General features: G+C 54.5%; 15 protein-coding genes. 12 read left to right on the top strand and 3 right to left on the bottom strand.

The features are described 5' to 3' along the window. Window positions 1-216 precede the first annotated feature (216 nt). From DVA43_RS23950 to DVA43_RS23900, 10 genes are all read left to right on the top strand, one after another. A complete protein-coding gene (locus tag DVA43_RS23950; RefSeq protein ID WP_168194678.1) occupies window positions 217-1,104 on the top strand; it encodes a GTPase family protein in 888 nt (295 codons plus the stop codon). A gap of 212 nt (window positions 1,105-1,316) precedes the next feature. Next, window positions 1,317-1,475 carry a hypothetical protein gene (locus DVA43_RS23945; RefSeq protein ID WP_045413303.1) on the top strand — a complete coding sequence of 53 codons (159 nt, stop codon included), beginning with the start codon at window positions 1,317-1,319 and terminating at the stop codon, window positions 1,473-1,475. 125 nt (window positions 1,476-1,600) lie between these two features. Further along, window positions 1,601-2,065 (top strand): hypothetical protein, encoded by a 465-nt coding sequence (locus DVA43_RS23935; protein ID WP_114316987.1) that lies wholly within the window; start codon window positions 1,601-1,603, stop codon window positions 2,063-2,065. Between the two features lie 34 nt (window positions 2,066-2,099). Then, on the top strand, window positions 2,100-2,441 hold the full coding sequence (locus DVA43_RS23930; protein ID WP_114316986.1) for a hypothetical protein: 342 nt from the start codon (window positions 2,100-2,102) through the stop codon (window positions 2,439-2,441). 92 nt (window positions 2,442-2,533) lie between these two features. Further along, on the top strand, window positions 2,534-3,355 hold the full coding sequence (locus DVA43_RS23925; protein WP_114316985.1) for a DUF932 domain-containing protein: 822 nt from the start codon (window positions 2,534-2,536) through the stop codon (window positions 3,353-3,355). 30 nt (window positions 3,356-3,385) lie between these two features. Beyond that, complete coding sequence (locus DVA43_RS23920; protein ID WP_045413291.1) at window positions 3,386-3,829, top strand: antirestriction protein; 444 nt, start codon at window positions 3,386-3,388, stop codon at window positions 3,827-3,829. A 12-nt stretch (window positions 3,830-3,841) separates the two neighbouring features. Beyond that, window positions 3,842-4,384 carry a DNA repair protein RadC gene (gene radC / locus DVA43_RS23915; RefSeq protein WP_105455437.1) on the top strand — a complete coding sequence of 181 codons (543 nt, stop codon included), beginning with the start codon at window positions 3,842-3,844 and terminating at the stop codon, window positions 4,382-4,384. Next, window positions 4,381-4,602, top strand: coding sequence for a DUF987 family protein (locus DVA43_RS23910; protein WP_072050100.1), 222 nt, complete (start codon window positions 4,381-4,383; stop codon window positions 4,600-4,602). Before radC ends, DVA43_RS23910 begins: the two co-directional genes overlap by 4 nt. Window positions 4,603-4,627: 25 nt before the next feature. Continuing rightward, window positions 4,628-4,993 (top strand): type IV toxin-antitoxin system YeeU family antitoxin, encoded by a 366-nt coding sequence (locus DVA43_RS23905; RefSeq protein WP_114316984.1) that lies wholly within the window; start codon window positions 4,628-4,630, stop codon window positions 4,991-4,993. A gap of 37 nt (window positions 4,994-5,030) precedes the next feature. Next, window positions 5,031-5,360: a TA system toxin CbtA family protein gene (locus DVA43_RS23900; protein ID WP_114316983.1), complete on the top strand. Its 330-nt coding sequence runs from the start codon at window positions 5,031-5,033 to the stop codon at window positions 5,358-5,360. Window positions 5,361-5,700: 340 nt separating this feature from the next. On the opposite strand, the gene DVA43_RS23895 is transcribed toward DVA43_RS23900, so the two are convergent. From DVA43_RS23895 to DVA43_RS23885, 3 genes are all read right to left on the bottom strand, one after another. Further along, window positions 5,701-5,991 carry a putative quinol monooxygenase gene (locus tag DVA43_RS23895; RefSeq protein ID WP_168194696.1) on the bottom strand — a complete coding sequence of 97 codons (291 nt, stop codon included), beginning with the start codon at window positions 5,989-5,991 and terminating at the stop codon, window positions 5,701-5,703. 16 nt (window positions 5,992-6,007) lie between these two features. After that, on the bottom strand, window positions 6,008-7,009 hold the full coding sequence (locus DVA43_RS23890) for a zinc-binding alcohol dehydrogenase family protein (protein WP_114316981.1): 1,002 nt from the start codon (window positions 7,007-7,009) through the stop codon (window positions 6,008-6,010). 215 nt (window positions 7,010-7,224) lie between these two features. Then, window positions 7,225-7,914 (bottom strand): N-acetylmannosamine-6-phosphate 2-epimerase, encoded by a 690-nt coding sequence (locus DVA43_RS23885; RefSeq protein WP_114316980.1) that lies wholly within the window; start codon window positions 7,912-7,914, stop codon window positions 7,225-7,227. A gap of 210 nt (window positions 7,915-8,124) precedes the next feature. Between DVA43_RS23885 and DVA43_RS23880 the strand changes: the two genes are divergently transcribed. Together DVA43_RS23880 and DVA43_RS23875 are read left to right on the top strand one after the other, a co-directional pair. Beyond that, window positions 8,125-8,679 carry a YceI family protein gene (locus DVA43_RS23880; RefSeq protein WP_114316979.1) on the top strand — a complete coding sequence of 185 codons (555 nt, stop codon included), beginning with the start codon at window positions 8,125-8,127 and terminating at the stop codon, window positions 8,677-8,679. Between the two features lie 685 nt (window positions 8,680-9,364). Then, complete coding sequence (locus DVA43_RS23875) at window positions 9,365-12,169, top strand: Ig-like domain-containing protein (protein WP_114316978.1); 2,805 nt, start codon at window positions 9,365-9,367, stop codon at window positions 12,167-12,169. Window positions 12,170-13,126: the final 957 nt, after the last annotated feature.

Genomic DNA, 13,126 nt, shown 5'->3' with positions numbered 1-13,126 from the left:
GCGTTGGACTAAATTAGTTAAGTGGCAACCTCTGGTGCTTTCATTCGCCTGTGCTTTCTTTATAAAAACACAGGCGAATAATGTCAGTACGGAGATATACTGCCAGGTAATATGATTTAAATAATTCTCAGATATATATCACCTCAGTGAATCCCCACCCGTTTTAATCCAACAGGTCATCCCCACCGGATGGCCTTTTTTCATTCAGAGGCCGATATGAAACATCCCTCGGGTTATACCCTTATCCGTCGCCATCTGCGGCGTTATCCACACGCGCTACGCCAGCATTTGCTGCAGGAGCTCAACCTACTCGTTACGTATGAACCGGTGATTGGCATCTTGGGGAAAACCGGCGTCGGCAAATCCTCGCTGTGTAACGCACTGTTCCGGAGCGAAGTCTGTACTGTCAATGCCGTGGAAGCCTGCACCCGTCAGCCACAGCGTGTCCGGCTACGTTTCGGTAATCACTTCCTGACGCTGGTTGATTTACCCGGTGTGGGCGAGAGTGTTACCCGTGATGGTGAATACCGTGAACTGTATCGTGACCTCATGCCACAACTCGATATGGTGCTGTGGGTACTCAAGGCCGATGACCGCGCCTATGCGGTGGAAGAGCAGTTTCATCAGGACGTATTCGCGCAGTACAGCGGACCGCAGCCGCCGGTGTTATGGGTGCTCAACCAGGTGGACAAAACCGACCCCGCCGAGCAGTGGAACTGGCCGTCCGCCCAGCCCTCGGCGTTACAGGCCGAGCGTATTGCGCAGAAACAGCAGGCGGTGGCCCGGCAGTTAGGTATCGCTGAGCAGGATATTCTGCCGGTTTCGGTCAGGGGGCGCTATCGTCTGTCGCGTCTGGTGGAGGCCATGATTACCCTGCTCCCAAAGCAGGCCCGCAGTCCACTTGTGCCGCACCTGCAGAACGGGTATCGCACTACCAGTATCATCAGCACCGCCAGCAGCAGCTTTGGCGATGCCGTGGTGGACGTTATCGATAAGGTTATTGACCTGGCCCCGCTACCACAGGTGGCACGCATTGCACTGCAGGCTGCAACACACACTGTCGCCCGCGCAGCACGCTCCCTGTGGGGATTTTTCTTCAGCTAGTCACTTCGCTTTCGATGAGCGGCCTTGCCGTTTTCGATAAGTTTCTTTGTTTCATTACGATCGATTTTGTCGATCGAGCCGATCGATATTCATCGTTATACATGATTAATCCGGTAGCCACATAATCCACAGGGCATTATGTGATTTGTTAATTTTAACCATCAAAATCAATGCGATGTATTGCAGGGATTGTCACGCATTAAGGAAAGTATATGCCGTTAATTCTGTTATGGGGCGGTCTGGCCTTGTTGCTGGGTTTCGTGGCGTCCGCTAACGGACGCTCGTTCTGGGGCTGGTTCATTCTCGGTCTGATAATCGACCCGATACTGGCGGGGCTGCTGTACTGGCTTATTGCAAAGGACCGCACATGAAAACATTTCTTCGTCTGTTCGGTAAGTTCACCCGCTGGTACATCACCCTCATTATCTTTATGGCCTGCCTGCTGTTCATTATCACCACCCTGGGCAATATGGCTGGCTTCTGACAGGACACTCCAATGAAAAATAAACTGATTATTTCATTTTTACTGGCTTCAGTGCTGACGCCTTCTGTCTCGCATGCGTTTGGCAACCGTGATAGCTGGGTAAGTGGCTATGCGCAGGGAACGTCTGAATACACCATCCTCGGTAAAGGGCAATCACAACTTTATCTGGCCTGCGATAGTTCCGGCTCACAGCCAGCGACCATTATCTTCACTGATGTGAACGGCCATCAGGTCAGGATGGACAGCGGCCAGACACTTGCCATGAGAATTGATAACGCTGAAGAAGTGAATATCAGCGAAAGCGAGTCTCATGTGGGATCTGACAATGTCATGTGGGCATGGAACAAATTACGCGCCGGCAAACGTGTTGTGGTTTCAGGTAGCGGGGTAAAACCTGTCACTTTCACTTTAGCGGGGGCTGCTGCAGTTATTCCTGCGTTCGGTGACAACGGCTGCGTGCCCGGATTTGCACTGTAGTTCTGCCTCACTCTTACAGGTTAAAGGAAATTTAATGAAGAAAATCATCACAGTCGCAGCACTCTGTCTGCTGTCATTTTCTTCGCTGGCCGCTTCTTCACCGGTCAGCGTCAGTGTTAGTCCCGGAAGCTACAGCCACTACTCATTGATTCGGATTACATCAAAAGTCGATTCGATTGTGATTAAACAACTCATTGTCAACCGGGGAAACTGCCAGGATGCAGAATTCGCCAGCCCCTGGAAACCGGTACGTCTGGGATTTGGCGGGGCGGTAGCACATGAGTTTACCGGCAAGGGGCTGATGGTTCCCTGTAATGTACTGGAAGTGGTGGTCCAGACAAGCGAAGGCGCATGGCAGTTTGATTTTGACAGCTGACACCGCGCGCTTTTCCACCTTTGTTTTTCTATCTGAACGCCCTGCTCAAACGAGCAGGGCGTTTTCTTTTGCCTCTTTTAAAGGAATTACTCATGAGATTAGCCAGCCGCTTTGGCCGTATAAACCAGATACGCCGTGACCGGCCTCTGACCCACGAAGAGCTGATGAGCCATGTCCCCAGCGTGTTCGGTAGTGAGAAACATGAATCTCGTTCAGACCGTTACACCTACATCCCGACCATCACCATCCTTGAAAGCCTGCAGCGTGAGGGCTTTGAGCCGTTCTTTGCCTGCCAGACAAAGGTTCGCGACCAGAGCAAGCGGGAGCACACCAAACACATGCTTCGCCTGCGTCGTGCCGGTCAACTGACCGGGCATCAGGTGCCGGAAATCATTCTTCTCAACAGCCATGACGGCTCATCAAGCTACCAGATGCTGTCGGGGCTGTTTCGTGGCGTTTGTACTAACGGTCTTGTCTGCGGCCAGTCATTCGGAGAAGTGCGGGTACCGCATAAAGGCAATGTCGTCGAGAAGGTAATTGAAGGGGCTTACGAAGTGCTCGGGGCCTTTGACCGGGTGGATGAGAAACGCGATGCAATGCAGTCGCTGGCGCTGCCAGCCCCGGCCCGTAACGCCCTGGCGAATGCCGCGCTTAAGTATCGCTTTGGTGAAGACCACCAGCCGGTCACGGTATCGCAGTTGCTGACCCCACGTCGCCGGGAGGACTGCAGCGATGACCTGTGGACCGTATACCAGCGCGTACAGGAGAACCTGATGAAAGGAGGTCTGTCAGGGCGAACCGCACAGGGTAAAAGCAGCCGCACCCGTGCTGTTACCGGCATTGACGGCGATGTAAAGCTCAATCGCGCCCTGTGGGTAATGGCAGAAAACATGCTCGCGTTTTTCGAGCGTTAAACAACCGTTCCGGCATAAGGAGATAGTTTAATGGATACACACAACCCTGAGTTCGCTGAGCAGGCAGCAATTACTGCCTCGGTGGTCCCTGACGAGTTACGCATCGGCTTCTGGCCACAGCACTTTGGCTCCATCCCACAATGGATAACCCTTGAGCCCCGAATCTTTGCCTGGATGGACCGCCTGTGCACTGACTATCACGGCGGTATCTGGAACTTTTCGACGCTCAGCAACGGAGGCGCTTTTATGTATCCTGAGTCGGAGGATGATGAAAAGTGGGCATTGTTTAACAGCATGAACGGCAATGGAGCAGAACTCACCAGTGAAGCAGCTGGAATAGTCGCCTGTCTGATGACATACAGTCACCACGCCTGTCGCACCGAGTGTGATGCAATGACTGAGCACTATTATCGCTTACGCGACTTCGCGCTGAACCATCCAGAGTGCAACTCAATTATGCATCTCATCGACTGAGGAGAGTCAAGCATGAGTACCGCGTTATCCCCATTGTCATCACAGCCTGAACTCTTTCCGCTGGCGGTTATGGCTCAACATGGTTGCCTGCTTCCCGCGACTTCCGGATTGACACCCTATGCCCAACGGACCATTCGCCGGGCTATCAATCTGCTGGATAAATATCTGCGCCAGCCCGGCATATCTTTTACCTCAAGCACTGCTGCCCGTGACTGGCTTCGGTTACAGCTGGCAGGACAAGAACGGGAAGTGTTTATGGTGCTCTATCTTGATAATCAGCATCGTTTACTGGAGAGCGAAACGCTGTTTGCCGGTTCAGTTAATCATGTCCAGGTCCATCCCCGCGAAGTAGTGAAGTCAGCGCTTCGCTTAAATGCTGCAGCTGCCGTGCTGGCGCATAACCATCCATCCGGTGATCCGGAGCCCAGTCAATGTGACCGCAACATTACGGGCAGGCTTAAAGAAGCGTTAGCACTGGTTGATGTGAACACGCTCGATCATCTGGTCATCGGCTCAGAGGGCATTGTGTCGTTCGCGGAGCGAGGCTGGATATGAAAATCATCAGTAAACGCCAGGCAATGACCCTATACCGGCAACATCCAGGCTCCCGGCTGTTTCGCTTCAGTACAGGAAAATATAAATGGTCAGGCAGTATCTGCCATTATGCTGGCCGCGAGGTGGAAGATATACGCGGCGTTCTGGCCGTATTTGCTGAACGCCGTCAGGGCCGCAATGGTCCCTATGTCATTCTTCGAAGTGTCACTCTCAATTAATCTTTCCCTTTAATCAGGAACAATAATGAACAATCACTCCAAATCCGGTACCAAGCCGGAGAATCCCGCCTGCCAGCAGTGGGGACTAAAGCGCACAATCACACCCTGTTTTGGCGCTCGTCTGGTGCAGGAAGGCAACCGGGTGCATTTTCTCGCTGACAGGGCCGGATTCAACGGTACTTTCAGCGACAACGATGCATTGCGCCTCGACCAGGCCTTTCCGTTGATACTCAAACAACTGGAGTTGATGCTCACCAGCGGAGAACTCTCTCACCTGCATCAGCACTGCATCACGCTATACCACAATGGACTGACTTGCGAAGCTGACACACTCGGCTCCTGTGGCTATGTCTACATCGCTATTTATCCCGGCCAGCCTGAACCCCATTAACTCTAAGCTTATCTCTTAAACTCATAGAGCAAACATCATGCAAACCTTATCATCACACCCGACACGGGCGACTCAGCCCAATCTGTCACCCGTTGAAACCTGGCAACGGCTGCTAACTCATCTTTTATCGCAGCAATATGGCCTGACGTTGAATGACACACCGTTCAGTAATGAAACCGCCATACGAGAACATATTGATGCTGGAGTATCGCTCAGCGATGCGGTGAACTTTCTTGTCGAAAAATACGGGCTTGTCCGTATCGACCGAAAGGGATTTTCGTGGCAAGAACAAACCCCGTATATTTCCATAGTGGATATTCTGCAAGCAAGGCGCTCTACCGGCTTGCTAAAAACTAATGTGAAATAAACGCTTAAATACAGAGCAGACTAAAGGAAAGCAAAATGCTAATCTCACAGACGAAGAGACTTCTACTGTAACCTCCCCTCCCCTCCCCTCCCCTGCAAAAAACCTGACATTTTCTTTTAGGACCAACAATGGGACCAAGTTGAAAATTGAATTAAAGATTACAAACTATTAAACAACAAGTTACGCAACCAATTCAGACTCCGCCAGCCCACCAAAATTCTTTGTTAACGGTCACCAGAGCCTGATACAAAGTCCTGAAAGCCCGCAATGCGGGCTTTTTTGTTACTACTGTCCCTCTATTCCAGTACTCCAACCTTCCCTGCGTCCCTCAACAGAATCCTTAAGGCTCTACCGCCGTCAGGTAGTCCAGCCGCAGCGGCTCCGCCAGCAACTCATCCATCTGCAAGATAAAGGCCTGGAAATGGGGCAGCGCAATGTGAGCCTCTAATGCCTCCTGGCCTCGCCAGGCTTCCCGGACGTAAAAACAGTCCGGCGTGTCGCGCAGCTGAAACAGCTGATACTCAACGTTGCCCGGCTCCTGACGGGTCGGCAGCAGCAGCGCCTGTAAGGCCGTCTTCAGCGCGTCACGTTTGCCGGGCTTCGCCTTCAGAACCGCTATAAGCGAGATGATGTCAGAGGAGGCCATCTCAGAACCCCTCCAGCACAATCTTCCCGACCGCACGCCCGGTCTCGAGCTGCGCATGGGCTTTCTGCACATTCTCCGCCGTAATCGTGCCGTAATGCTCACCCAGCGTCGTGGTAAGCACCTGCTCGTCAATGAGATTTGCCACGCGGGTCAGCAACTGGTGCTGGGCAATCATATCGGCGGTTTCAAACATGGATCGTGTGAACTTAAACTCCCAGTGCAGGGAGATGCTCTTCGCCTTCAGTGGGCGGGCGTCCAGCGTCTCGGGATCGTCGATCAGCGCCAGTTTGCCCTGCGGTGCCAGGGCCTTAATAATCTCTTCATAGTGCGCTGCGGTGTGGGTCAGGCTGGCGACATGAGTGACCTCTTTGATGCCCGCGGCGGCTAATTCTTCCGACAGCGGTTTGCTGTGATCGATAACGTGATGCGCCCCCGCTTCCCGCACCCACTGCTGGCTTTCCGGGCGTGACGCCGTACCTACCACAGTCATTTTCGTCAGCTTGCGCGCCAGCTGCACCAGGATGGACCCCACCCCGCCCGCCGCGCCGACAACCAGCAGCGTGTCGCCTTCATTACCCTGCTCCTGAATGCCCAGGCGATCGAACAACATCTCCCATGCGGTAATAGCCGTTAACGGCATCGCGGCAGCGGAGGCGTTATCCAGGGTTTTGGGCTTCAGGGCGACAATGCGCTCGTCCACCAGCTGAAACTCGCTGTTGCTGCCCGGCCGTCCCAGCGCACCGGCATACCAGACTTCATCCCCGGGCGCGAAAAGCGTTACCGCCTCGCCCACCGCTGCCACCACGCCAACAGCATCCCAGCCGAGAACGCGCGGCGTATCGCCGGTAAAACCGGCGCGGACCTTGGTATCTACCGGGTTTACGGAGATGGCTTTCACTTCAATCAGCAGATCGTGTCCTGTCGCTTGCGGCTGCGGCAATTCGATATCCTGCAGGAACGCGATGTTGTCAGGGGCAGAACGGGTAATGGCAATGGCTTTCATAATCTCTCCGTCGTTTATCGTGTGTGTCGCAATAATGTGATGGTAAAGCGTAGCTATGACGGGAAAAATAGCCTCGCGACGATAAGACTTGTACTCGGAAGATGAAAATGGCCCGGCTTGAAGATGGGATACTGTCCGCGCGGGGCACGCCTGACAAATCATGAAGATGAAGCGTGATGTGAAGATCAGTCAGCGCGCGATAATGCCGTTTGGGCTCATTCTGACGCCCTCTGTAATGCGTCCCGATACCACTGACAGATATGCTCCAGCCGGGTGATGGCGGAACCGACCGTCACGGCCCATGCCCCATGCTCAATGGCCTGCGCCGCCAGTTCCGGTGAATTGTAACGCCCCTCGGCTACCACCCGGCACCCGGCCTGACTCAGGCTCGATACCAGCGCCAGATCCGGGGCCGTGGGCGTCACCTCTGAGGTGTAGCCCGACAGCGTGGTGCCAATCAGCTCAACCCCAAGCTGGTAGCAATACAGCCCGTCCTCCTGCGAGGAGCAGTCTGCCATTGCCGTCAGTTGATGGTGACGGATGCGGGCAAGCAGAGCGTCAATCGGTACCGGGCGCGGGCGCTGCGTACCGTCAAAAGCAATAATGCTGGCCCCTGCTTCTGCCAGAACATCCACATCCTCCAGCCAGGGCGTAATGCGTACCGGAGAGTCGGGCAGATCGCGTTTCACAATGCCAATTATCGGCACGCTCACCACGGCACGCACCGCCCGCAGGTTTTTAATACCTTCAATGCGCAGCGCTACGGCTCCCGCCTGCTCCGCCGCCAGCGCCATGGCCGCGACAATCTCCGGCTTATCCAGCGGGCTGTGCGGTACCGGCTGACACGAGACGATAAGCCCGCTCTGGGCTTTGACTTTTGCATCCAGTTCTTCAAGGAACGACATAACCCCTCCGTTAAGATATTCAGATTGCCCCGGGTATCTGGCAAGCCGGTTCGCTCTTTTACCCGCGATGCGGGGAAGGATCCTGCTAACCCTTGCTGATGCGCTTCCCTGTTTCTACGCTTATTCTCACGCAGGGCAACACCCCTCTTACACCAAACAAGCCTGCGCGCTGATGCGTTAACTTGCAACCTGTGAAAGGGAGAGCCCCTAATGCTGCGCCGCATTTTTCTGCTGGTCTTCACGCTCGTTTGCCCGTCGCTTTACGCCGCCCCCGTTGTCTATGCCATCGACACGCAGAAGACCGCCATCAAGCTGTTGTGGCGCGCCTTCGGCGGCATACCCTCCTGGGCGCATCTCCAGGGGGTGACGGGGACGGTCACGCTGAACCCGGACAATGAATTTGACGATCGCATCCGGGTGTCGGTGCCGGTCGCTACGCTTCAGGCCTCCAATAATCTGCTCACCTGGCAGTTGAAAAGCGATATGTTCTTTGACGCCGCCCGCTACCCGACGATCACCTTTACCAGCACCCGGGTGGTGAAGGTTAAGGACGATCATTACCGCGCGTTCGGCACTCTCACCGTCCGCGATCTTAGCCGCCCGGTGATCCTCGAAGCCACGCTCGATCGTCTGCCGGACGAGGCGATCGCGCTGCATGCCACCACCGCCATCTCCCGTTCCGCATATAAGATGGATCGCTTTGCGCTGGTGGTGGACGATCGCATCGCCATTGCCATTGAGATCCAGGCGATGCGGCGTCAGTAAATTTTTGACCTGAGGCAATAATATTTATTAATAATTGCTCCGGTAAAAAACCCCGCCTGTTCTATACTGCCTTTCAGAAAATAATAATTGCTTAAAAAATAGTACGAATGTCCTAGAGCATTTCCTGAAAGGCGTTATCCAATAGAGAAAAAATCATGCCTTTGTATTATTCAAAAATTCAGTAACGCTTCTATTACCCGTTGCGAAAATAGCATGAACAGAGTGTTATCGCGCCCTCACATTTAATAAACAAAAAAGCTAATCGAGCACTGAAATTTGTGATCTCTCGCATTCTCCGATTCATTACCTGCACTAACACAAGTCAACAAAACATAATAAAACCGCAATAAAACAGCAAGTTAAGCAATGAAACTGGCAATTACTCGCTTGTTAATTGGATTTCAGCGCAGTTTAGCAATCGGCTATGCTTTATTTCACCGCTTCGTCATTTGCGCTTTTGGTTCTTTCTGACTATATCCTTTAATGCACTTATAAAAAGCCAGCAATATAAATGACAGGGATGGCAATCATCACGCCTGCGCAAAAACAACAAAGTCGCAGAAAAACTATTACAGCAGGACATTATTTCTGACAAATAGTGTCTCCTTCGGGACGCTTAAAATCTGCTGAAAGAAAAACGATTTTTACACACAGCATTCATTACACTCTGTTGGGAGTCATACAAATGAGTAAATTCACTGTTATCTCCAGACTGACGCATCAACAAACAGTCGCAGAAGGTAACCAGATCATTCTGGGCGAGGATTCCGTTGTTAAGCTCGATGCAGGCAGGGGCGATATTGCCAGTTATTCCCGCAGCAATAACGATTTGCTGGTCAGGATGACCAACGGCGAAACCGTGACGCTGAAGTACTACTACGTCAACGATCATCAGCTGGTACTGAATGAAAACGGCGCGCTGTGGTGGATTGAAGATCCACTGGCGGTTGAGCGTTACCAGTCGATCCCGTCAACCGACGCGTTGATTGCCGGTAACGTCAGCAGCTCATCGGGCGATACCCCTATCTGGCCGTGGGTGCTGGGTGGCGTGGCCGCAGCGGGGGGCATTGCGCTGGCAGCAGGCGGTGGGGGCGGCGGCGGTGGGGGCGGTGACGATCGCATCGATCCGGGTCCGGTAGCGCAGGATACCACGCCGCCCGACGCGCCCACTAACCTGCATTTCGCCAACGGTAACACCCAGCTGCTCGGCAGCGCCGAAGCCAACAGCATGGTAACCATCACCGATGCCAGCGGTAACGTGGTGGGCAAAGCCAAAGCCAACGGCAATGGCGAATTTACCGTCGAGCTGGGGGTGCCCTACACCAACGGCGAGACCCTGACGGCCACAGCCGCCGACAGCTCCGGCAACGTCAGCCCGCCCACCAGCCTTACCGCTGCGGATACCACCCCGCCAGATGCGCCCATGATTATTATCGCTGACGACAATGCCGGCAGCCTGACCGGGGCGCTGAACAGCGATCAGACCACCGACGATCCGCGCCCGGTCTTTAGCGGCAGCGGCGAGGCCGGTTCGACCATCACGGTGTATGATAACGGGAAGAACATCGGCAGCACGGTAGTGAACAGTGACGGTAGCTGGACGTTTACCCCAACCGCCGATCTCGCTAACGGCTTGCATCAGATCACCGCCAGCGCCACCGACCCGGCAGGCAATACCAGCCCGGACTCTCCCGCGTTCAACCTCACCATCGATACCATCGCTCCGAATGCGCCGGTGCTACAGGTGATGGATGAGGTGGGCAACATCCAGGGATTCATCACCTCCGGAGGGTTTACCGATGACAACCAACCGGTGCTGAGCGGCACGGGCGATCCCGGCAGCACCATTACCCTCTACCACAACGATCTGCTGGTGGCGGAGATCATCGTCGCGGACAACGGCTCCTGGAGCTACCAGCTTGCCGAGCCGCTGACGGAAGGGCTACAGACCTTTACCCTGACGGAGACGGATGTTGCGGGCAATCTGAGCCCCTCTTCCACGCCGTTTGAATTTACCGTCGACCGCACGCCGCCTGCCGCGCCGAGTGGCCTCGCCATCAATGCCACTGGCACTATCCTCACCGGTAGCGCCGAGCCCAACTCGACGGTTACGGTCACCAACGACGTGGGTGACAGCCTGGGTGAGGCCATCGCGGACGTCAACGGGGCATTTTCGCTGACCCTGACCACCCCGCAGACCAATGGCGAAACCCTGAGCGCCGTGGCTACTGACCGGGCGGGTAACGAAGGTCCGGCCTCTTCGCTGCCTGTGCCGGACATCACCCCGCCAGCGGCACCGACAGCCCTCACCGTCGCCGCGACGGGTGACAGCGTGAGCGGTGAAGCGGAAGTGGATGCCCGTATCTCGGTACGCGATGCCACGGGCCAGGAGATAGGTACCGGCACCGTGGGCGCTGACGGCAAATTCACCGTCAATATCGCCCCGAACCAGCTCAACGGCGAGGTGCTGACGGTCTATGCCTTCGATACCGCCCAAAACCAGAGCCAGCCGGCGCAGGCCACCGCCCTTGACTCCACGCCACCGGCGCCACCTGCAGGGCTGGATGTCTCCGACAATGGCCTGGCGCTCACCGGCACGGCGGAAGTGGGCAGCACCGTGGTCGTCATGGAAGGGACCACTAAACTCGGCGAGCTGACTGTCGGCGAATCGGGTAGCTTCTCCTTCACGCTGCCCACCGCCAAGCTGAACGGGGAGATCATGAGTCTTACCGCCACCGATAAGGCGGGCAACACCAGCGCCCCCAGTACGGTAGAAGCCGACGACACGACCCCACCGGCCACACCGCTCATCACCAACGTGGTGGATAACGTACCGGATACCATCGGCACCATCGCGAGCGGCTCGTTAAGCGACGATCGCACGCCGCTCATCTCCGGCACCGGTGAGATCGGCACCAAAATTTATGTCTACAGCGAGCAGATGCAGATCGGCTTTACGGAGGTCGATTCAGCGGGTAACTGGTCGTTCCAGGTGCCCGCCAGTCTGACCGATGGGCTCCACTCCCTGACCGCCGATGCGGTTGACCGCCGCGGCAATCACAGCCTGATCTCTGAAACCTGGACGATTAACGTCGACCCGCTGGCCCCGAACCCACCGACGACATCAGTGGCAACCGCGGCGTTTGCCCAGAGCGAGGAGCCGATGGTGAGCACCCTGAGCGCCAGCACCACGGGCGAGACGCTGATTTACAACGTGCTCAGCGATAATGGCGGAGACCACGTCAGCAACTTCTCGCTGGCGCAGGGCGACAAAATCGACATCAGCCAGCTGCTGGTGGGCTGGAATGGCGATGGCAACACGCTGGGTGATTATCTCCATGTCACCAGCAACAGCGATGGCGGCACGACAATCACGCTCGACCGGGATGGTGCAGGCACCAGCTTTGCCCCGGCCACGCTGGTGACGCTTGATAACGTGCAGACCACCTACGAGGAGCTGGTGAACCAGAATCATATTATCACCGGTTAACTCAACCCCGCCGGGTGGCGGCTACGCCTAACCCGGCCTACAAAACCAAAAACCCAAAAACGACAACAGCAATGAAAAAGTCAAATAAAATAAATAGCTTACAGCGACTACCGTGTCCGGCTGAAAATCGCTGAGGCGTTGACCGCAGGCCGGGGCGAGGCGCAAGGATGCGCCGAGAGGGCGTGACCTACATGGATGTAGGATCACGCCCGACCCGATAGCCGAAGGGAATAAGCCGAAGGCACCGCGAAGCGGCGATTTTCTTGCCGGGAGCCGGGATTGTTAAGGGGGCGGCGATAGCCCCCTTAACACGTTCACTGGTGACGTGGTTTACAGAAAAGCAGAGAAAGTAAGGTGAACGTAACCTCTACCTTCGCCACATATACTCCCCCCACAAAAAGAAAATAATGTGACCTCTCCCACCCTAATAACATTTCTACCAAATAACCTGGTTGCCTTAACTTATACGCTCATCTAAATAGCACAACTCTTTATTAATTCAACCCACATCCGGCAATATTAAATATCCCTTCAAATATATCATATTGAATATCACCTTTACTCCCGCTTAATTATTTACACAGCCACACTAAAATACCCCCATAAAAAAACACCCCTTCGCCAAATACCCCTATCTTATTAAATTAAAAACAAAAACCCGCACTTGCGCCTCGTTTAACCACCGCCCGCAAGCCGCACCACGCCTGATCCCGATATTTTCACCCCGCAGAAAGCGATATTTTAAATAAGGCTAACCAACTATTAACTCACGCTTAATTTGCACTTCTGGTACTTTCTGGCTATATCAAATTCAGTCAATCACAAATTCTTACCATTATTAAAGACAAGGATTTTACCACCTAAAATATATTCCCAACCGCATTATCTCTTGAGTAACAAAGGCTAAATGTCGCTGCCACCATCGCTATATCGGCAGCTTTTAATCACTTTTAAATA

It is taken from the genome of Leclercia sp. W6 (assembly GCF_003336345.1).
Taxonomy (GTDB): domain Bacteria; phylum Pseudomonadota; class Gammaproteobacteria; order Enterobacterales; family Enterobacteriaceae; genus Enterobacter.
Note: the sequence above shows the minus strand (reverse complement) of the source record. Positions and strands in the feature narration are given on the sequence as shown.

Coding starts and splice junctions, on each gene's coding strand:
- DVA43_RS23950 (WP_168194678.1), top strand. CDS start 217: ATGAAACATCCCTCGGGTTATACCCTTATCCGTCGCCATCTGCGGCGT.
- DVA43_RS23945 (WP_045413303.1), top strand. CDS start 1,317: ATGCCGTTAATTCTGTTATGGGGCGGTCTGGCCTTGTTGCTGGGTTTC.
- DVA43_RS23935 (WP_114316987.1), top strand. CDS start 1,601: ATGAAAAATAAACTGATTATTTCATTTTTACTGGCTTCAGTGCTGACG.
- DVA43_RS23930 (WP_114316986.1), top strand. CDS start 2,100: ATGAAGAAAATCATCACAGTCGCAGCACTCTGTCTGCTGTCATTTTCT.
- DVA43_RS23925 (WP_114316985.1), top strand. CDS start 2,534: ATGAGATTAGCCAGCCGCTTTGGCCGTATAAACCAGATACGCCGTGAC.
- DVA43_RS23920 (WP_045413291.1), top strand. CDS start 3,386: ATGGATACACACAACCCTGAGTTCGCTGAGCAGGCAGCAATTACTGCC.
- radC (WP_105455437.1), top strand. CDS start 3,842: ATGAGTACCGCGTTATCCCCATTGTCATCACAGCCTGAACTCTTTCCG.
- DVA43_RS23910 (WP_072050100.1), top strand. CDS start 4,381: ATGAAAATCATCAGTAAACGCCAGGCAATGACCCTATACCGGCAACAT.
- DVA43_RS23905 (WP_114316984.1), top strand. CDS start 4,628: ATGAACAATCACTCCAAATCCGGTACCAAGCCGGAGAATCCCGCCTGC.
- DVA43_RS23900 (WP_114316983.1), top strand. CDS start 5,031: ATGCAAACCTTATCATCACACCCGACACGGGCGACTCAGCCCAATCTG.
- DVA43_RS23890 (WP_114316981.1), bottom strand. CDS start 7,009: ATGAAAGCCATTGCCATTACCCGTTCTGCCCCTGACAACATCGCGTTC.
- DVA43_RS23885 (WP_114316980.1), bottom strand. CDS start 7,914: ATGTCGTTCCTTGAAGAACTGGATGCAAAAGTCAAAGCCCAGAGCGGG.
- DVA43_RS23880 (WP_114316979.1), top strand. CDS start 8,125: ATGCTGCGCCGCATTTTTCTGCTGGTCTTCACGCTCGTTTGCCCGTCG.
- DVA43_RS23875 (WP_114316978.1), top strand. CDS start 9,365: ATGAGTAAATTCACTGTTATCTCCAGACTGACGCATCAACAAACAGTC.